This window comes from Streptomyces paradoxus (genome assembly GCF_014202475.1).
In the GTDB taxonomy this organism is placed as follows: domain Bacteria; phylum Actinomycetota; class Actinomycetes; order Streptomycetales; family Streptomycetaceae; genus Streptomyces; species Streptomyces paradoxus.
Window position 1 is genome coordinate 482,707 of record NZ_JACHGV010000001.1, and the last position, 18,347, is coordinate 501,053.

Consider the following 18,347-nt stretch of genomic DNA (forward strand, 5'->3'; position numbering starts at 1 on the left):
CCCCTCTCCTGCTGACCAGTGTCCGGCATGACCGTGCCCGGCCGGGCCTGCCGGTCCGTCCTCGTCAGGGCCCCGGCCCGGCCGCCGCACGGTCGGCCAGGCCGCCGGCACCGAGCGGCCCGGTGTAGCGGACCGGGCCCGAGGCCTCCAGACGGGGCAGTGCGCGGCGTGCCACGCGCAGGACCACGGGGGGCATGGCCGGGCGTATCGGCTGGGCCAGCCGCAGCCACCCCGGTGCGTACACGGCCGTACGGCGGCGCTCCATGCCCCTGACCAGGCGGGCGGCGACCGTTTCCACCGGGTACACGCGGCGGACCGGCGGGGGCATGTGCCTGCGCAGTTCCCGCAGGACGGCGTACCGGTCGGCGTCGCGGATCATGTCGGTGTCCGTCCAGTTGAGGTAGGCGATGCCCACCCCGACCCCGCGGTGCGCGACCTCCGCCCGCAGGGAGTGCGCGAAGGCCTCGACCCCCGCCTTGGAGGCGCAGTAGGCACTCATCAGCGGGGCGGCGCCGATCGAGGCCAGGGAGGCGACCTGGAGGTAGTAGCCGGCCGTGCCGATCAGGTCCGGCAGGAACACCCGGGCGGTCTGGGCGCTGCCGGTGAGGTTGACGTCGATGACACGGCGCCAGGCGGCCGGGTCGGAGGCGAGGAGCGCGCCGCCCTCGGCGATGCCGGCGTTCGCCACCACGGCCGAGGGACGCCCGAGCCGGGCCCGCACGGTGGTTGCCGCCGCCTCGAGCGCGGAGAGGTCGGTGACGTCGGCCTCCAGGGCGAGGGCCGGGCCCGGCAGCGAGGCGGCCACCGCGTCCAGAACGGGCTTCTCGTGGCCGACGAGCGCCACCCGGGCGCCGCGCCGGGCGGCTTGGCGGGCCAGTGCCGCGCCCACGCCGCGGGCGGCTCCGGTGATGACGATGGTGCGCTCGGCGAGCGGACTGCTGCTCATGGGCTGCCCTTCCGGTGCCGGACCCTTTCCCACGGGAACCGGGTCAGCGCCTGGCTCCGGTGCGGTCGCGGTGGGCGAGGAGCCGCTGGGCGCGGGCCAGGCCGGGGGGCCGGTTGCGGCGCAGGGCGGCCCGGGCGGCGTTGGCTCCGGGCGCGCCGTGCACCCCGCCGCCCGGGTGGGCCCCGGAGGAGGCGAGGTACAGGCCCGGCACCGGGGTCTCCGGGCGGCCGGTGCCGGGCAGGGGCCGGAAGACGAGCTGCTGGTGCAGCGCGGTGGTGCCGCCGTTGATGGCGCCGCCCTCGAGGTTGGCGTCGAGCGCCTCCAGGGTCGGGGGCGCCAGGATGCGACGGCCGCGGACCAGGGAGCGGAAGCCCGGTGCGAAGCGCTCCACCTGGCGTTCGACGCGGTCGGCCATGAGCTCCTGGTCCTTGGTGTCCCAGCTTCCGGTGATGCCCTCGTCGGCGGCGTCGGCGCGGATCTCGTGCGGGATGTGGGTGTAGGCCCAGGCCGATTCGGTGCCCTGCGGGGAGCGGGTGGCGTCGGAGGTGGTCATCTGGCCGAAGATCAGGAACGGCCGGTCCGGGACCTGCCGCATGGCGATCTGCGCGGTGAAGCGGGTCAGCTCGTCCATGCCGTCGGCGAGGTGCACGGTGCCGGCCCGGGACGCCTGCTCGGCCTGCCAGGGCACCGGGCCGTCGAGCGCCCAGTCGACCTTGAACGTGGCGAAGTCCCACTGGAAGCGCCGCAGGTCGTCGAGGAGCAGCGCGGGCAGGTGACCGGGGTCGAGGAGCTCGCCGTACAGGGCGGGCACCGACACGTCCGCCAGCACCGCACGGCGGGCCGGCACCGCGTCCCCGCCCGCCGTGCGCACGCCCACGGCCCGCCCGCCGCGCACGACGACGTGCTCGACGCGCTGCCCGCAGCGCACCCGCCCGCCCCGGGTCTGCAGACGCCGGACCAGGGCCGAGGTCAGCGCGCCGGAGCCGCCGGCCGGGACGGGGAAGCCGTAGGTCTGGCCCAGCATGGCCATCAGCCAGCCGAAGCCGCCGCTGCCCGCCGACTCGGGGGCGAGGTCCGCGTGCAGGGCGTTGCCGGCCAGCAGCAGGCGGCCGCCCTCGCCGCGGAACTCCTCCTCCCCCAGGCGGCGCACCGGCAGCATCAGGGAGCGGGCCATGCGCAGTCCGCCCGCCGCCCGCAGCCGCAGTGCCAGCCGCGCCGTGGCGCGCACGGGCGGGAACGGGGTGAACAGGGCCTCCAGGAGGCCGGGGCGCAGGTTCTGCCACACGTCGTGCAGCCGCCGCCACGCGGCTCCGTCGCCCGGCTCGACGGTGTCGAGGGACGCGGCGGTGATGTCGATGTTCCGGTCCAGGACGGCGCAGCTGCCGTCGGTGAGGGGGTGGGCCAGCACGCTGGGCGCGTGGCTCCAGCGCAGTCCGTGCTCCTCCGGGTGGAGCGCGGCCAGGACGGGCGAGGCGGCCGCGAGGGGGTAGAAGGAGCTGAACAGGTCGTTGACGAAGGCGGGGTCGACGCCCCGGTCGTGGCGCACGGCGCCGCCCGGTTCGGGCTGCTCCTCCAGCACCTCGACGCTCCATCCGGCGTCCGCGAGGATGTTGGCGGCGACCAGGCCGTTGGGGCCCGCGCCGATCACCACGGCGTCAGGCATGGCCTGCTCCGTCCGCCTCGGATCCCGAGGTCACCTGGCCCAGGGCGCGGCGGCCACTGCCCGGGGTCCGCGCCTCGGCCTCGCAGAGCTTGGCCAGGCGGGCCAGCATCGTACGGTGTCGCAGCTGGATCAGCGCCTCGAAGCCGACGTTGTGCAGCCGGCCGCCCGCGCCCCGCAGGGGATGCTCGTCCACGATCACCAGGCAGTGCTCGCCCCAGGGCCGCAGCTCGATCGCGATGCGGACCGTGCCCAGGACACCGGCGTGGGCCTCCAGCTCCAGCCGGGTGCCTTCCTCGCAGTAGCGGACGACCGTCTCGTTGTCCAGCCGCACCGGGCCGAGCCGGACCTCGTAGTGGATCGCCGCGCCGGTGCGCGGCCACTGTCCCCGCACGGGGTGGGACTCGGAGGTCCCGACCACCCACTCCGCGTAGCGGTCGCCGTCGGCGAGGACGTCCCACACGGCGCCCGGGCCGACTCGGATCAGGTGATGGCGAACGGCCACGGGTGCCTCCTGCTGCCTCGACCGGTAGTCCGTCGTCCACCCCGAGTGCCCCGCAACCCCTGGTTCAACAGCGCGGCGCCCCGGCGGCCCCGCCGCGGCTGCTGGTGCTGTCGGTTCTCGCGGGGGCCGCCGGACTCCTCATCGCCTGGTCCGAGCTGCCGGAGTGGACCCCGGGTGTGGCCGTCGTCCTGCTGCTGATCTTCGACGACGTGCTCCGTCGCTGGTCGAGGAAGCGAGAGCGGAGTCCCGGCGAGAAGGTCTGAGAGCGCTCTCAGAAGGGGCCCTTCCGCACCGCCACCTGTAACTCCCTCGCAGCTCACCGGCGTTCGAGCTGTGCACACACCACCGTCCCCGCACTTTTCCTGGCTTTACCTCTTGACGCCCTGGACGGCGTGGAGCACATTGGCGGCACTTTGAGAGCGCTCTCACCCCCCTTCCCCGAGAGGCCCCCACATGAGCGGAACCTCAAGCACCGCCCGCAGACCCCGCCCCTTCCGACGGGCGTTCGTCGCCGTCGTCAGCACGCTCGGCCTCGCGGCCGCCGCCTCCGCGGTCGCCACCCCGTCCGCGAACGCCTCCGCGCCGCCACCCCCGTCGGGCTGGACGCAGGTGTTCGTGGACGACTTCAACGGCGCCGCCGGCACCGGCGTCAACACCTCGAACTGGCAGTACGCGACCGGCAAGGGCTACCCGGGCGGCCCCGCCAACTGGGGCACCGGCGAGATCGAGACGATGACGAACAGCACGGCCAACGTCTCGCTCGACGGCAACGGCAACCTCCGGATCACGCCCCGGCGGGACGCCGCAGGCAACTGGACCTCCGGCCGCATCGAGACCAACCGCACCGACTTCCAGCCCCCGGCCGGCGGCACACTCCGCGTCGAGTCGCGCATCCAGGTTCCGAACGTCACCGGCGCCGCCGCCAAGGGCTACTGGCCGGCGTTCTGGATGCTGGGCGCCCCCTACCGCGGCAACTACTGGAACTGGCCCGCGGTCGGCGAGCTGGACATCATGGAGAACACCCAGGGCATGAACACGGTGTTCGCGACGATGCATTGCGGCACCTCCCCGGGCGGACCCTGCAACGAGACCAGCGGCATCGGCGGTTCGACGACCTGCCAGGGCACCTCCTGCCAGGCCGGCTTCCACACGTACCGGATGGAGTGGGACCGCTCGACGAGCGTCGAGGAGATCCGCTTCTACCTCGACGGCGTCAACTTCCACACCGTGCGCGCCAACCAGGTCGACGCGACGACCTGGAAGAACGCCACCGACCACGGCTTCTTCATCATCCTGAACGTGGCGATGGGCGGCGGCTTCCCGGACGCGTTCGGCGGCGGGCCGGACGCCGGGACGCAGCCCGGCCACGCGATGGTCGTCGACTACGTACAGGTGCTGTCGTCGGGCGGCGGCACCACTCCTCCCCCGACCGGCAACCGTGACGCCTACGGCACCATCCAGGCCGAGTCCTTCGACGGCCAGTCCGGCACCCTGACCGAGACGACCACCGACTCCGGCGGCGGCCAGAACATCGGCGCGCTGGCCAACGGCGACTGGCTGCAGTTCAAGGGCGTCAACTTCGGCTCCACGGCGGCCCGGCAGTTCAGCGCCCGGGTCGCGAGCGGCGCGGCGAACGGCGTCAGCGGGCTGGTCGAAGTGCGGCTGGACAGCCGGAGCAACGCCCCGATCGGGAGCTTCGCGGTGGGCAACACCGGCGGCTGGCAGTCCTGGCGGACCGTCCCGGCGAACATCGGTGGCGTGACCGGCACGCACGACGTGTATCTGACCTTCACCAGCGGGCAGCCGGCGGACTTCGTGAACGTCAACTGGTTCACCTTCGGGCGCTGACCCGGCCCGGGAAGGGGCTCCACGCGTGCGTGGGGCCCCTTTTCGCCGCCCTCAGCGCAACTCCGCGCGGAACGCCGCCGGGGTCTGGTCCGTGTGCTGGTGGAAGAACTTGGAGAAGTTGGCGGCGTCGGGGAAGCCGACCGCCACGCCGACCCGGCCGATCGGCAGTTCGGTGTGGGCGAGGAGCCGTTTGGCCTCCAGGACCACGCGCTTGTCGATGAAGGCCTTGGGCGTCTCGCCGGTCGCGGCGCGCACCGCGCGGACCAGGGTGCGGCGGGAGTAGCCGAGCGCGTCGGCGTAGGCGCTGACGCTGTGGTTGGTGGCGAAGTCCCGCTCCACGGCGTCCCGGAAGAGGGTGAAGGTGGAGTCGGTCCGCTGCCGCTGCGCCTCGGCCGAACTGGCCGCCAGGTGCGCGAGGCGCAGCAGGAACGCCGTCAGGGTGTGGCGCAGGACGGCGGTGTGCAGGCTGAGCGGGAGCGTGGCCGTGTCCTCGTACTCGCGCCGCAGCTGTGCGAGCGCGGCGTGCAGACCGGCGAGTTGGGCCGCGTCGGGGCGCAGCAGCGGCGGCAGGTCGTAGCGGTAGAGGCCGGTGGCCTCCACGGTCGAGCGGGGCAGGAAGCCGGGCTGCATGGTGAGCGCGGTTCCGCGGTACTCGCCGGTGCGCGAGAAGCGGTGGACCTGCCCCGGGCGGATCCACAGCAGGTCCCCGGCGCCGGCCTCGTACTCGGTGAAGTCGACCATGTGCCGGACCGGGCCCTCACCGAACAGCATCACGACGTGGAAGTCGATGCGGTGCACGCGCTCCAGCGGCGCGTCGGCGTGCCAGGTGCGGCCGGTGCCCATCGGGCCGACCTGCATGCCGACACCGCCGACGCTCAGCTCGACCGGGAAGGGGAACGTATCGATCCCGTCGCCGCCTTGGATGCTTCTGTCCGCCATGTCCGCCTCGTGCCGCCCGCTGGTGTCCCACTTTCACCACAGGCTGGCACACGCCGACCTTCCGCCGTAAAAGTCAGACTTTTAGTTTTGAACGCGTCAGACCAGCATCCCTGCTCCGATCGAGGACTTCTTGAAGATGAGCACGCAGACAGCGGACAGTTTCGAATGGACCGAACTCGACCGGCGTGCCGTCGACACCGCCCGTCTCCTGGCGGCCGACGCGGTCCAGCGGGCCGGCAACGGCCACCCCGGCACGGCGATGAGCCTGGCGCCGGCCGCCTACACGATCTTTCAGAAGGTGATGCGGCATGATCCCGCCGATCCCGAGTGGACCGGCCGTGACCGCTTCGTCCTGTCCCCCGGCCACACCTCGCTGACCCTGTACACGCAGCTGTACCTCGCGGGCTACGAGCTGGGTCTTGACGACCTGAAGGCGTTCCGCACGCACGGTTCCAAGACGCCCGGCCACCCCGAGTACGGGCACACCGCGGGGGTGGAGACCACCACGGGTCCGCTCGGCCAGGGCGTCGCGAACGCCGTCGGCATGGCGATGGCCGCCCGCTACGAGCGCGGCCTGTTCGACCCGGACGCCCCCGAGGGCGACTCCCCCTTCGACCACACGATCTGGGCGATCGTCTCGGACGGCGACCTCCAGGAGGGCGTCTCCGCGGAGGCCTCCTCTCTCGCCGGTCACCAGAAGCTCGGCAACCTGGTCTTCCTCTACGACGACAACCACATCTCCATCGAGGGCGACACCGCGACCGCGTTCTCCGAGGACGTGCTGAAGCGCTACGAGGCCTACGGCTGGCACGTGCAGCGGATCGAGCCGCAGGAGGACGGCGACGTCGACGTGCGGGCGCTGTACGCGGCGTTGCGCGCGGCTCGGTCCGAGACGGAACGCCCGTCCATCATCGCGATGCGCACGATCATCGCCTGGCCCGCCCCGAACGCGCGCAACACCGAGGCCTCCCACGGCTCGGCGCTGGGCGTGGACGAGGTCGCGGCCACCAAGCGCCTCCTCGGCTTCGACCCGGAGCGGTCCTTCGAGGTCGCCGACGAGGTGCTGGCCCACACCCGCCGGGCCCTGGACCGGGGCGCGGAGGCGCACACCGCCTGGGACAAGCGGATCGCCGCCTGGCGGGGCGACAACCCGGAGCGGGCCGCCACGTTCGACCGCGTCAGCAAGGGCGAGCTTCCCGAGGGCTGGCAGGACGCCCTGCCGGTGTTCGAGCCGGGCAAGGCCGTCGCCACCCGTGCCGCCTCCGGCAAGGTCCTCCAGGCGCTCGGCCCGGTCGTGCCCGAGCTGTGGGGCGGTTCCGCCGACCTGGCCGGCTCGAACAACACCACCATCGACAAGACCAGTTCGTTCCTTCCCGAGGGCAACCCGCTGCCGGAGGCCGACCCGTACGGCCGCACCGTCCACTTCGGCATCCGCGAGTTCTCCATGGCCGCGGAGATGAACGGCATCGCCCTGCACGGCAACACCCGGATCTACGGTGGCACCTTCCTGGTGTTCTCCGACTACATGCGCAACGCGGTGCGCATGTCCGCCCTGATGCAGCTGCCGGTGACGTACGTGTGGACGCACGACTCCATCGGCCTCGGCGAGGACGGCCCGACCCACCAGCCGGTGGAGCACCTGGCCGCGCTGCGGGCCATCCCGGGCCTGAACGTCGTACGCCCCGCCGACGCGAACGAGACCGCGGTCGTCTGGGCCGAGATCCTGAAGCGGCACAGCACCGCCCCCGCCCCGCACGGCCTCGCGCTCACCCGCCAGGGCGTGCCCACCTACGACCCGGACCCGGACGCGGCACGCGGCGGCTACGTGAGGTTCGAGGCGGAGGGCGGCACGCCCCAGGTGATCCTGATCGCCACGGGTTCCGAGGTGCACGTCGCCGCCGGGGCGCGCGAGCTCCTCCAAGCCGCCGGCGTGCCCACCCGCGTCGTGTCGATGCCGTCCGTGGAGTGGTTCGAGGAGCAGCCGCGTTCGTACCGCGACGCCGTGCTTCCGCCGTCCGTGCGGGCCCGGGTCGCCGTCGAGGCCGGGATCGGGCTGACCTGGCACCGGTTCGTCGGGGACGCGGGACGCATCGTCTCCCTGGAGCACTTCGGCGCCTCCGCCGACGCCGCAACCCTGTTCGCCGAGTACGGCTTCACCCCCGAGAACGTCGTCGCGGCCGCCCGGGAATCCCTCGCCGCCGCACGCGGTTGATCCGACCGCCCGAAGGAAGATGATCACTGTGACCGAAGCAACCGCGACCGCGGGAGCACTGGAGCGCCTGTCCGACGAGGGCGTGTCCATCTGGCTCGACGACCTGTCGCGCCGGCGGATCGAGTCCGGCAACCTGGCCGGGCTCGTCGCCACCAGGAACGTCGTCGGCGTCACCACCAACCCGTCCATCTTCCAGGCCGCCATCGGCTCCGGCGCGGGCTACGAGGAGCAGCTCGCCGACCTGGCGGTGCGCGGTGTGACCGTCGACGAGGCCGTCCGGATGATGACGACCGCCGACGTCCGGGCCGCCGCGGACGTCCTGCGCCCGGTGTACGGGGCGAGTGGCGGCCGGGACGGCCGGGTCTCCATCGAGGTCGACCCGCGCCTCGCCCACGACACGGCGGCGACCGTCGCCGAGGCCCGGCAGCTGGCCTGGCTGGTGGACCGCCCGAACGTGATGATCAAGATCCCGGCGACGAAGGCGGGCCTGCCGGCGATCACCGAGGTGATCGGCGCGGGTATCAGTGTCAACGTGACGCTGATCTTCTCGCTGGAGCGCTACCGCGAGGTGATGGACGCCTACCTCGCCGGCCTGGAGCGGGCGCGGGCGGCCGGCCTGGACGTGCGGGGCATTCACTCGGTCGCGTCGTTCTTCGTCTCCCGTGTGGACTCCGAGATCGACAAGCGGCTGACGCTGCTGGGCACGGACGAGGCCCTCGCCCTGAAGGGCCGGGCGGCCCTGGCCAACGCCCGGCTCGCCTACGAGGCGTACGAACAGGTCTTCGACGGGGGGCGCTGGCAGGCCCTGGAAGGCGCCGGAGCCAACCGGCAGCGCCCCCTTTGGGCCTCCACCGGTGTGAAGGACCCCGCCTACAAGGACACCCTGTACGTGGACGAACTGGTCGCCCCCGGCACGGTCAACACCATGCCGGAGGCCACGCTGAACGCCGTCGCCGACCACGGCGACGTCCGGGGCGACACCGTCACCGGCGGTTACGACCGGGCCCGCGCGGACCTGGCGGCCGTGGAACGGCTCGGCATTGCATACGACGAGGTGGTGCGGCAACTGGAGGACGAGGGCGTGGCCAAGTTCGAGGTGGCCTGGCAGGACCTGCTGGACGCGGTCACCAAGTCCCTGGACAGCAAGGGAGTTGACGCGGAATGAGCGAGGGCATCGAAGGCATCCCCCAGACGGCCGAACAGGAGACCAAGGGGACCAAGGAGGACAAGGAGGCCCGGGCGGCGCAGGAGGCGGCGGGGGTCGAGCAGACCGGGGTGAGCGGCACGGCGGAGGACGTCCCGTCCGCGGACCGCGCCGACGCCGACGCCGACTTCATCAACCCGCTGCGCGACGCGCAGGACCGCCGGCTGCCCAGGATCGCGGGCCCCTCCGGGCTGGTCATCTTCGGTGTCACCGGCGACCTGTCCCGCAAGAAGCTGATGCCGGCGGTGTACGACCTGGCCAACCGCGGCCTGCTGCCGCCGGGCTTCTCCCTGGTGGGCTTCGCCCGCCGGGACTGGGAGGACCAGGACTTCGCGCAGGTGGTGCACGACGCGGTCCGCGAGCACGCCAGGACCCCGTTCCGCGAGGAGGTCTGGCAGCAGCTCGCCGAGGGCATGCGGTTCATCCCCGGTGACTTCGACGACGACACGGCGTTCAAGCAGCTGCGCTCCGCCGTCGAGGAGCTGGACGCCTCCCGGGGCACCAGCGGCAACTACGCCTTCTACCTCTCGGTGCCGCCGAAGTTCTTCCCGAAGGTCGTCCAGCAGCTGAAGAAGCACAAGCTGGCGAGCGCCCCGGAGGGCTCCTGGCGCCGCGCGGTCATCGAGAAGCCGTTCGGGCACGACCTGAAGTCGGCCGAGGAGCTCAACGCGATCGTGCACGACGTGTTCGACCCGGAGCAGGTCTTCCGCATCGACCACTACCTCGGCAAGGAAACCGTCCAGAACCTTCTGGCGCTGCGCTTCGCCAACCAGATGTTCGAGCCGATCTGGAACCGGTCCTTCGTGGACCACGTGCAGATCACCATGGCCGAGGACATCGGCATCGGCGGCCGGGCCGGGTACTACGACGGCATCGGCGCAGCCCGTGACGTCATCCAGAACCACCTGCTCCAGCTGATGGCGCTCACCGCGATGGAGGAACCGGCCGCCTTCGACGCCGCCTCGCTGCTCACCGAGAAGCTGAAGGTCCTCAAGGCCGTGCGGCTGCCGCAGGACCTGGGGCAGGGCACCGTGCGCGGGCAGTACGCGGCGGCCTGGCAGGGCGGCACGAAGGTGCGCGGCTACCTGGAGGAGGACGGCATCGACCAGTCCTCCACGACCGACACCTATGCCGCGGTCCGGCTCCAGGTGGACAACCGCCGCTGGGCGGGCGTCCCCTTCTACCTGCGCACCGGCAAGCGGCTGGGCCGCCGGGTGACGGAGATCGCGGTGGTCTTCCAGCGGGCCCCGCACTCCCCCTTCGACTCCACCGCGACCGAGGAGCTGGGCTCCAACGCCATCGTGATCCGCGTCCAGCCGGACGAGGGCATGACGGTCCGCTTCGGCTCGAAGGTGCCGGGCACCTCGATGGAGATCCGGGACGTGACGATGGACTTCGCGTACGGCGAGTCCTTCACCGAGTCGAGCCCCGAGGCGTACGAACGGCTGATCCTTGACGTCCTCCTGGGCGACGCCAACCTGTTCCCCCGTCACCAGGAAGTGGAAGAGTCCTGGAAGATCCTCGACCCGATCGAGCAGTACTGGGCCACGCACGGCCGGCCCGCGCAGTACGCCTCGGGCAGCTGGGGACCCGAGGAAGCCGACGAGATGCTCGCACGAGACGGACGGAGCTGGCGCAGGCCATGAAGATCGACCTGACCGACACCACGGCAAGCAAGATCAACAAAGCGTTGGTGCAGGGCCGCCGCGCCATCGGCACGCCCGCCGTGGGCATGGTCCTGACGATGGTGATCGTCACGGACGAGGAGAACGCCTACGACGCGATCAAGGCGGCCGAGGAGGCCTCGCACGAGCACCCCTCACGAACCCTGGTCGTCATCAAGCGGCACGCCCGCACCCCGCGCGACCGCCAGTCCTCGCGCCTCGACGCCGAGGTCCGGGTGGGCGCCGACGCGGGCACCGGCGAGACGGTGATCCTGCGGACCTACGGCGAGGTGTCCGACCACGCCGACTCGGTGGTGCTGCCGCTGCTGCTGCCGGACGCGCCGGTGGTGGTGTGGTGGCCGGTGGACGCCCCCGAGGTGCCCTCCAAGGACCCGCTCGGGGCGCTGGCCCAGCGGCGGATCACCGACCTCTACGCCGTCGAGAACCCCCTGGAGACGCTTCAGGCCCGGGTCCGCTCCTACGCGCCCGGTGACACCGACCTCGCCTGGACCCGGCTGACGCCCTGGCGTTCGATGCTGGCGGCGGCGCTGGACCAGGCCCGGGCGCGGATCACCTCGGCGGCGGTGGAGGCCGAGGCCGAGAACCCGGCCGCCGAGCTGCTGGCCCGCTGGCTGGAGGCGCGGCTGCACGTCCGGGTGGACCGCGTGGTCACCGCCGGGCCGGTGGTGACGGCCGTGCGCCTGGGCACGGAGCACGGGGAGATCGTCATCGACCGCCCCGAAGGACCGCTGGCCACGCTGACCCTGCCGGGCCAGCCGTCGCGCACCCTGGCGCTGAAGGTCCGTGCCACCTCCGAACTCATCGCCGAGGAGCTGCGGCGCCTCGACGCGGACGAGATGTACGCCATCGCCCTGAACGGCGCGGCGACCGAGGAGACCCCTGCCCATGTCTGACTCCCCCTCCGACACCCCCCGGCTCACCCGGCGGCCCGAGTGGACCGCCCTGGAGGACCACCGCAAGGACGCCCTGCCGCAGCCGGATCTGCGTGAGCTGTTCGCGGCGGACCCGGGGCGCGCCGAGCGCTACGTCGTGCACGTGGGCGACCTGCGGATCGACTACTCCAAGCACCTGGTCACCGACGAGACGCTGGCCCTGCTGCAGGAGCTGGCCGCCGCCACCGACGTCTTCGGGCTCCGGGACGCCATGTTCCGCGGCGAGCGGATCAACGTCACCGAGGACCGGGCCGTGCTGCACACCGCGCTGCGCGCACCGCGGGACGCGGTGATCGAGGTCGACGGCGAGGACGTCGTCCCGGGCGTGCACGCGGTGCTCGACAAGATGGCCGCGTTCGCCGATCGCGTCCGCTCCGGCGAGTGGACCGGCCACACCGGCAAGCGGATCCGCAACGTCGTGAACATCGGCATCGGCGGCTCCGACCTCGGCCCGGCGATGGCCTACGAGGCGCTGCGGCCGTTCACCGACCGGGAGCTGACGTTCCGTTTCGTGTCGAACGTGGACGGCTCCGACCTGCACGAGGCGGTGCGCGACCTGGACCCGGCGGAGACGCTGTTCATCGTCGCGTCCAAGACCTTCACCACGATCGAGACGATCACGAACGCCACGTCCGCCCGCTCCTGGCTGCTGGAAGGTCTCGGGGGCGACGAAAAGGCGGTGGCGAAGCACTTCGTCGCCCTGTCGACCAATGCGGAGAAGGTCGCCGGCTTCGGCATCGACGTCGACAACATGTTCGAGTTCTGGGACTGGGTCGGCGGCCGCTACTCGTACGACTCCGCGATCGGCCTGTCCCTGATGATCGCGATCGGCCCGGACCGCTTCCGGGAGATGCTCGACGGCTTCCGCATCGTCGACGAGCACTTCCGCAACGCCCCCGCCGAGGCCAACGCCCCGCTGCTCATGGGCCTGCTGGGCATCTGGTACGGCAACTTCCACGACGCCCAGTCGCACGCCGTCCTGCCCTACAGCCACTACCTGTCCAAGTTCACCGCCTACCTCCAGCAGCTCGACATGGAGTCCAACGGCAAGTCGGTGGACCGCGACGGGAACCCGGTGGACTGGCAGACCGGGCCGGTGGTGTGGGGCACGCCGGGCACCAACGGGCAGCACGCCTACTACCAGCTCATCCACCAGGGCACCAAGCTCATCCCGGCCGACCTCATCGGCTTCGCCCGGCCCGTCGCCGAGCTGAGCGACGAACTGAAGGCCCAGCACGACCTGCTGATGGCCAACCTGTTCGCGCAGGGGCAGGCGCTCGCCTTCGGCAAGACCGCCGAGGAGGTGCGGGCCGAGGGCGTGCCCGAGGAGCAGGTGCCGCACCGCACCTTCCGCGGCAACCACCCGACCACGACGATCCTGGCCACCGAGCTGACCCCGTCGGTCCTCGGGCAGCTGGTCGCCCTCTACGAGCACAAGGTGTTCGTGCAGGGCGCCGTCTGGAACATCGACTCCTTCGACCAGTGGGGCGTGGAGCTCGGCAAGGTCCTCGCCAAGCGCGTCGAACCCGCCCTGACCGAGGGCGCTGACGTCCCCGGTCTCGACCCGTCCACGGCCGCGCTGGTGGCCGCCTACCGCAATCTTCGGGAAGTGAACTGACATGCAGATCGGTCTTGTGGGTCTCGGCAAGATGGGCGGCAACATGCGCGAGCGCCTGCGCAACGCCGGCCACACCGTCATCGGCTACGACACCAACCCCGAGAAGTCCGACGTGGCCAGTCTGGCCGACCTCGTCAACCAGCTGGAGGCGCCGCGCACGGTCTGGGTCATGGTCCCGGCCGGCGAACCCACCCAGCACGTCATCGACCGGCTGGCGGACCTCCTCAAGCCCTACGACACGGTGGTCGACGGCGGCAACTCCCGCTGGACGGACGACGAGAAGCACGCCGAGGAGCTGAGCAAGCGCGGCATCGGCTTCGTCGACGCGGGCGTCTCCGGCGGCGTGTGGGGCCTGAAGAACGGCTACGCCCTGATGGTCGGCGGCGAGAAGGAGTACGTCGACCGGCTCCGGCCGATCTTCGAGGCGCTCAAGCCGGAGGGCCCGTACGGCTTCGTCCACGCGGGCAGGGTGGGCGCCGGGCACTTCGCGAAGATGGTCCACAACGGCATCGAGTACGCCATGATGCAGGCCTACGCCGAGGGCTGGGAGCTGCTGGAGGCCGTGGACTCGGTGGACAACGTCCGCGAGGTGTTCCGCTCCTGGCAGGACGGCACCGTCATCCGCTCCTGGCTGCTCGACCTGGCGGTGGACGCCCTGGACGAGGACGAGCACCTGGAGGAGCTCCGGGGCTACGCCCAGGACTCCGGTGAGGGACGCTGGACGGTGGAGGCCGCGATCGACAACTCCGTACCGCTGCCCGCGATCACCGCCTCCCTCTACTCCCGGTTCGCCTCCCGGCAGGACGACTCGCCGCAGATGAAGATGATCGCGGCGCTGCGCAACCAGTTCGGCGGCCATGCCGTCGAGTCCGCGAAGAAGGCGTAGGACGTGGGTGATCTGCTGCTGGTCCGCCACGGCGAGACGGAGTGGAGCCGGAGCGGACAGCACACCAGCTTCACCGACCTGCCCCTCACCCCGCGCGGTGAGGAGCAGGCCACGTCCCTCGCCCCGCTCCTGGCGGACCGTACCTTCGCGCTGGTCCTTACCAGCCCGCTCGCCCGCGCGGTGCGCACCGCCGAACTCGCGGGCCTGACCGGGACCGTGCGGGACGCGGACCTGCACGAGTGGTACTACGGCGCCTACGAGGGCGTCACCACCGAGGAGATCCACCGCACCCGGCCCGACTGGGACCTGTGGACCGACGGCGGGCCGGCCGGCCCCGACGGCCGGCCCGGCGAGTCGCCCGCGGAGGTCGGCGAGCGCGCCGACCGGGTGCTGAGCCGGGCGGAGAAGGCACTGCCCGAGGGCGATGTGATGCTGGTGGCGCACGGCCACTTCCTCCGCGTGCTGACCGCCCGGCGCCTGGGGCTGTCCCCGGCGGAGGGGCGGCTGTTCCGGCTGGAGACCGGGACGGTCTGCCGGCTGTCGACCGAGCACGGCCGGCCCGTGCTCGCGGAGTGGAACACCAGGGCGTAACCGGCCCCGGCCGGAGGTGAGTTGACAGCCTCCGGCCGGTCGCGTCAGAGTCCCGGCTGATGGAGATCACCGACATGACACCCGCCGAGGAGCGGGTGTGGCGTGCCTTTCCGCGCGGGCAGGACGTGGACTTCCGGGACCCGGCCGGCGAGGACCCGGCGCGGGGCGCGGACTGGGGCCCCGAACGAACCGTGCGCGCGTCCGTGGTGCGGGCACTGCTGCTGAACGCCCCGCAGGAGGACGGGGAGACGGCCGCCCTCAGGCTGGCGGGCGCAAGGATCACCGGGACGCTGAACCTCCAGTACGGCGAGATCGACCACGCCGTGCGCCTCAGCGACTGCTGGTTCGAGGACGTGCCCGTGCTGTACGCGGCGCGGCTGCGCCAGCTGAACCTGCGCGGCTCGGTCCTGCCCGGCCTGGACGCCGCCACCCTGCGCGTGGAGGGCGTCCTGCGCATGTCGGACTGCCTCTTCGACGGGCCCGTCAAGCTTGGTGGCGCGCAGATCTCCGGCGCCCTGTTCCTGGACGGGGCCGACATCGGCGAACCGGCCCCGGGCCAGCCGGCGCTCCAGCTCAACCACGTGACCATCGGGGACGGCCTGTCGGCGCCGGGCCTGCGGACACGCGGCGAGGTGCGGCTGAACGGCGCCTCGGTCGCCGGGACGATCGACCTCAACGAGACCCGGCTGGAGGCCGGTACCGGAGAGATCGCCCTCGACGCGGAGACGCTCACGGTGGAGGGCGACGTCCTCCTGCGCAGTGCGTCGGTGCTCGGCTGGATCGGCCTGCGCGGCGCCCGCGTCGCGGGACGGCTCAACCTGTCGCACGCCGGCCTGGTGAACCCCGGGGGCCCGGCGCTGCGCGCCGGCAGCTGTGTCATCGGGGAACTCTGGCTGCGGGAGAGCCCCCCGTTGCAGGGCACACTCAACCTGCGCCGCGCCCAGGTGGACGTCCTGTGGCTGGAGCCGGAGGTGATCCCGGAGCGGGTCCTGCTCGACGGCCTCGTCTACACCTCGCTCACCCCGCACGTGCCCGCCGGGCGCCGCCTGACGATGCTGGAGCGGGACGGCGAGGGCTATGTCCCGCACGCCTACGAGCAGTTGACCGCCGCCTACCGGCGGATCGGCGACGACCACGCCGCCCGGCTCGTCCAGCTCGCCAAGCAGCGCCGCCACCGCGGCACCCTGCCCTGGTACGGCCGGCTGTGGGGCTATGTGCAGGACGCCAGCGTCGGTTACGGCTTCCGCCCGCTGCGGGCGGCGGGCTGGCTGCTGTCGCTGCTCGTGATCGGCTCCCTCACCTTCGCGCTGCATCATCCCCGGCCGCTGAAGGCGGACGAGGCCCCGCAGTTCAACCCGGTGTTCTACACGCTCGACCTGCTGCTGCCCGTGATCTCCTTCGGGCAGGAGGGCGCGTTCGCGCCCGCCGACTGGTACCAGTGGCTGTCCTACGCCCTGGTCGTCACGGGCTGGACGCTGGCCACCACCGTCGTCACCGGCATCACCCGGACCGTCAGCCGCCAGTGAGGGCCCGCACCGCGTGCTGCGCGGCCAGCCGCACCGGGGCGTTGGCGGCGCCGTAGCCCCGGTAGCCGCCGTCGCGCTGGACCAGTTCGAAGAAGACCCGGCCGACCGTGCGCGTGTAGCAGTGGCGGAAGACGCCGTGGGCGTCACGGTCGTAGAGGATGCCGAGGTCGCGGTAGGTCTCCAGCTCGCCGTCGGCCAACTCGAAGCGGGCGGCGAGGTCGTCGTAGTAGTTCGCCGGGACCGGCAGCGGGCTGCCGCCCGCGTCCCGGAAGCGGCGGGCCGCCGCGACCACGTCGTCGGTGGCCAGGGCGATGTGCTGGGCGTGGACGGTGTCGTCCGTGGGGGCGGCGCCGACGGTGAGGGCGATCCGGACGCTGCCGCCGGGGCTGGTGACGGCGCGGCTGCGCAGCAGTCCGTAGGGGTCGGCGACGTCCACGCTGCCCTGGGCGTGCAGACCGAGCACCCCGCGGTGGAAGAGGGCCGCCTCGTCGAAGTGGTGCCAGGGCTGGGTGAGGGCGAGGTGGTCGATGCACTGGACGCCCGCCTGCCCGGGCGGCCGGCCCGTGTCCTCGAAGTCGGCCCGCCAGCCGGGCCGTTCCGGGCGTCCGGCGGCGCAGAAGAACAGCTCCGTGCCGTCGGGGGCGGCGACCGCGTCCAGCGGGGCGTCCCCGGGTGACCGGCGGCGCGGCAGTACGGGCGCGAGCAGCGCCTCGGCGCGCCGGGCCGCCGTGGCCGGGTCCGGTGACTCCAGGCCGATCGCGGCGAGCCGGGTGCCGTCCCGGCGGACGGCCGGCCCGGTGTTGACCAGGATCCGGGCGTCGCCCTGCTCCCACAGGGCGACGGGCTTGCCCCGGTGGCGTGCGGTGCGGGTGAAGCCGAGGGCGCCGAGCAGCGCGGCGAGGGGCTCGGCGTCGGGCGTGACCAGTTCGGCGAAGGCGACACCGGTGGGGACGACGGGGCCCGGCAGGGGCACCTCGCCCAGCTCCTCCTGGAGGAGCAGCAGGGAGCGCCGGGCGTCGACGGCGGTCGGTCCGGCCTCGGCCTGCCGGAACACGTCGTTGAAGACCTCCAGCGACAGCGGGCCGTCGTAGCCGGTGGCCAGCACGCGCCGCACCAGTCCCGCGACGTCGAAACCGCCCTGGCCGGGGAAACAGCGGTAGTGGCGGCTCCACTGGAGCACGTCCATGGCGAGCAGCGGGGCGTCGGCGAGCTGGAGGAAGAAGATCTTCTCGCCGGGGATGTCCGCGATGCCGTCGGTGCCGGTGCCGCGGGAGAGGATGTGGAAACTGTCCAGGCAGGTGCCGAGCGCCGGGTGCCCGGCCGCCTCGACGATGCGCCAGGCGTGGTCGTAGGTGCTGACGTGGCGCCCCCAGGCGAGGGCCTCGTAGGCCACCCGGACACCGGATTCCCGGGCCGCGTCGGCGAGCCGGCTCAGCTGCTCGGCGGCGAGGGCGTCGTCGTCCACCGCCTGCGGGGAGACGCTGGAGCAGACCAGGACCGTGTCGGCGCCGAGCCGGCGCATCAGCTCGAACTTGTGCCGGGCCCGCCGCAGGTTGCGGGCGAACTCGGCCTCGGGGACGGCCTCGATGTCCCGCATCGGCTGGTAGAGGTCGATCCGCAGACCGAGGTCGGCGCAACGGGCGCGGACGTCCTCGGGGGTGAGGGGGCTGGCCAGCAGGTCGTTCTCGAAGATCTCCACCCCGTCGAAGCCGGCCCGGGCGGCGGCGTCGAGTTTCTCGGTGAGGGAGCCGCTGAGGGAGACGGTGGCGATGGACGTACGCAACGTCGGTACCTC

General features: G+C 72.5%; 15 protein-coding genes. 10 read left to right on the forward strand and 5 right to left on the reverse strand.

The window, feature by feature from the left end; translation table 11 throughout:
- Window positions 1–64: 64 nt before the first annotated feature.
- From HNR57_RS02220 to HNR57_RS02230, 3 genes are read right to left on the reverse strand one after another with little or no spacing between them, the layout of a single operon-like run.
- A complete protein-coding gene (locus HNR57_RS02220) occupies window positions 65–946 on the reverse strand; it encodes an SDR family oxidoreductase (protein WP_184555054.1) in 882 nt (293 codons plus the stop codon).
- A gap of 43 nt (window positions 947–989) precedes the next feature.
- Window positions 990–2,609 (reverse strand): phytoene desaturase family protein, encoded by a 1,620-nt coding sequence (locus HNR57_RS02225; protein WP_184555057.1) that lies wholly within the window; start codon window positions 2,607–2,609, stop codon window positions 990–992.
- Complete coding sequence (locus HNR57_RS02230; RefSeq protein WP_184555060.1) at window positions 2,602–3,111, reverse strand: SRPBCC family protein; 510 nt, start codon at window positions 3,109–3,111, stop codon at window positions 2,602–2,604. The genes HNR57_RS02225 and HNR57_RS02230 overlap by 8 nt, the downstream gene beginning before the upstream one ends.
- Window positions 3,112–3,215: 104 nt before the next feature.
- On the opposite strand from HNR57_RS02230, the gene HNR57_RS02235 reads away from it, so the two are divergent.
- Together HNR57_RS02235 and HNR57_RS02240 are read left to right on the forward strand one after the other, a co-directional pair.
- Window positions 3,216–3,374: a hypothetical protein gene (locus tag HNR57_RS02235; RefSeq protein WP_184555063.1), complete on the forward strand. Its 159-nt coding sequence runs from the start codon at window positions 3,216–3,218 to the stop codon at window positions 3,372–3,374.
- Window positions 3,375–3,564: 190 nt separating this feature from the next.
- Window positions 3,565–4,959 (forward strand): glycoside hydrolase family 16 protein, encoded by a 1,395-nt coding sequence (locus HNR57_RS02240; protein ID WP_184555066.1) that lies wholly within the window; start codon window positions 3,565–3,567, stop codon window positions 4,957–4,959.
- Between the two features lie 51 nt (window positions 4,960–5,010).
- Here the strand turns inward: HNR57_RS02240 and HNR57_RS02245 are convergent, their stop codons facing one another.
- Window positions 5,011–5,898 (reverse strand): helix-turn-helix domain-containing protein, encoded by an 888-nt coding sequence (locus HNR57_RS02245; RefSeq protein WP_184555069.1) that lies wholly within the window; start codon window positions 5,896–5,898, stop codon window positions 5,011–5,013.
- A gap of 136 nt (window positions 5,899–6,034) precedes the next feature.
- On the opposite strand from HNR57_RS02245, the gene tkt reads away from it, so the two are divergent.
- Genes tkt through HNR57_RS02285 form a run of 8 tightly spaced genes read left to right on the forward strand, consistent with a single transcriptional unit; the run spans window position 6,035 to window position 16,552 of the window.
- Window positions 6,035–8,110 carry a transketolase gene (gene tkt / locus HNR57_RS02250; protein ID WP_184555072.1) on the forward strand — a complete coding sequence of 692 codons (2,076 nt, stop codon included), beginning with the start codon at window positions 6,035–6,037 and terminating at the stop codon, window positions 8,108–8,110.
- Between the two features lie 19 nt (window positions 8,111–8,129).
- Window positions 8,130–9,275: a transaldolase gene (gene tal, locus HNR57_RS02255; RefSeq protein WP_184555075.1), complete on the forward strand. Its 1,146-nt coding sequence runs from the start codon at window positions 8,130–8,132 to the stop codon at window positions 9,273–9,275.
- On the forward strand, window positions 9,272–10,960 hold the full coding sequence (gene zwf, locus HNR57_RS02260) for a glucose-6-phosphate dehydrogenase (RefSeq protein WP_184555078.1): 1,689 nt from the start codon (window positions 9,272–9,274) through the stop codon (window positions 10,958–10,960). Before tal ends, zwf begins: the two co-directional genes overlap by 4 nt.
- Window positions 10,957–11,892 (forward strand): glucose-6-phosphate dehydrogenase assembly protein OpcA, encoded by a 936-nt coding sequence (opcA, locus tag HNR57_RS02265; RefSeq protein WP_184555081.1) that lies wholly within the window; start codon window positions 10,957–10,959, stop codon window positions 11,890–11,892. The genes zwf and opcA overlap by 4 nt, the downstream gene beginning before the upstream one ends.
- A complete protein-coding gene (gene pgi, locus HNR57_RS02270; RefSeq protein ID WP_184555084.1) occupies window positions 11,885–13,549 on the forward strand; it encodes a glucose-6-phosphate isomerase in 1,665 nt (554 codons plus the stop codon). Before opcA ends, pgi begins: the two co-directional genes overlap by 8 nt.
- A 1-nt stretch (window position 13,550) precedes the next feature.
- A complete protein-coding gene (gene gnd / locus HNR57_RS02275; RefSeq protein ID WP_184555087.1) occupies window positions 13,551–14,435 on the forward strand; it encodes a phosphogluconate dehydrogenase (NAD(+)-dependent, decarboxylating) in 885 nt (294 codons plus the stop codon).
- Between the two features lie 3 nt (window positions 14,436–14,438).
- The gene (locus HNR57_RS02280) at window positions 14,439–15,026 is read left to right on the forward strand and encodes a histidine phosphatase family protein (RefSeq protein WP_184555091.1); all 588 of its coding nucleotides are present in this window, start codon (window positions 14,439–14,441) and stop codon (window positions 15,024–15,026) included.
- A gap of 59 nt (window positions 15,027–15,085) precedes the next feature.
- Window positions 15,086–16,552 carry a membrane-associated oxidoreductase gene (locus HNR57_RS02285; RefSeq protein WP_184555095.1) on the forward strand — a complete coding sequence of 489 codons (1,467 nt, stop codon included), beginning with the start codon at window positions 15,086–15,088 and terminating at the stop codon, window positions 16,550–16,552.
- On the opposite strand, the gene HNR57_RS02290 is transcribed toward HNR57_RS02285, so the two are convergent.
- Window positions 16,539–18,335: a bifunctional sugar phosphate isomerase/epimerase/4-hydroxyphenylpyruvate dioxygenase family protein gene (locus HNR57_RS02290; protein WP_184555099.1), complete on the reverse strand. Its 1,797-nt coding sequence runs from the start codon at window positions 18,333–18,335 to the stop codon at window positions 16,539–16,541. The genes HNR57_RS02285 and HNR57_RS02290 overlap by 14 nt on opposite strands.
- Window positions 18,336–18,347 lie beyond the last annotated feature (12 nt).

Excerpts from the sequence above, each read along its gene's own strand:
- pgi (WP_184555084.1), top strand. The coding sequence starts at position 11,885 with ATGTCTGACTCCCCCTCCGACACCCCCCGGCTCACCCGGCGGCCCGAG.
- tal (WP_184555075.1), top strand. The coding sequence starts at position 8,130 with ATGATCACTGTGACCGAAGCAACCGCGACCGCGGGAGCACTGGAGCGC.
- HNR57_RS02225 (WP_184555057.1), bottom strand. The coding sequence starts at position 2,609 with ATGCCTGACGCCGTGGTGATCGGCGCGGGCCCCAACGGCCTGGTCGCC.
- HNR57_RS02240 (WP_184555066.1), top strand. The coding sequence starts at position 3,565 with ATGAGCGGAACCTCAAGCACCGCCCGCAGACCCCGCCCCTTCCGACGG.
- HNR57_RS02285 (WP_184555095.1), top strand. The coding sequence starts at position 15,086 with ATGGAGATCACCGACATGACACCCGCCGAGGAGCGGGTGTGGCGTGCC.
- HNR57_RS02220 (WP_184555054.1), bottom strand. The coding sequence starts at position 946 with ATGAGCAGCAGTCCGCTCGCCGAGCGCACCATCGTCATCACCGGAGCC.
- zwf (WP_184555078.1), top strand. The coding sequence starts at position 9,272 with ATGAGCGAGGGCATCGAAGGCATCCCCCAGACGGCCGAACAGGAGACC.
- opcA (WP_184555081.1), top strand. The coding sequence starts at position 10,957 with ATGAAGATCGACCTGACCGACACCACGGCAAGCAAGATCAACAAAGCG.
- gnd (WP_184555087.1), top strand. The coding sequence starts at position 13,551 with ATGCAGATCGGTCTTGTGGGTCTCGGCAAGATGGGCGGCAACATGCGC.
- tkt (WP_184555072.1), top strand. The coding sequence starts at position 6,035 with ATGAGCACGCAGACAGCGGACAGTTTCGAATGGACCGAACTCGACCGG.
- HNR57_RS02245 (WP_184555069.1), bottom strand. The coding sequence starts at position 5,898 with ATGGCGGACAGAAGCATCCAAGGCGGCGACGGGATCGATACGTTCCCC.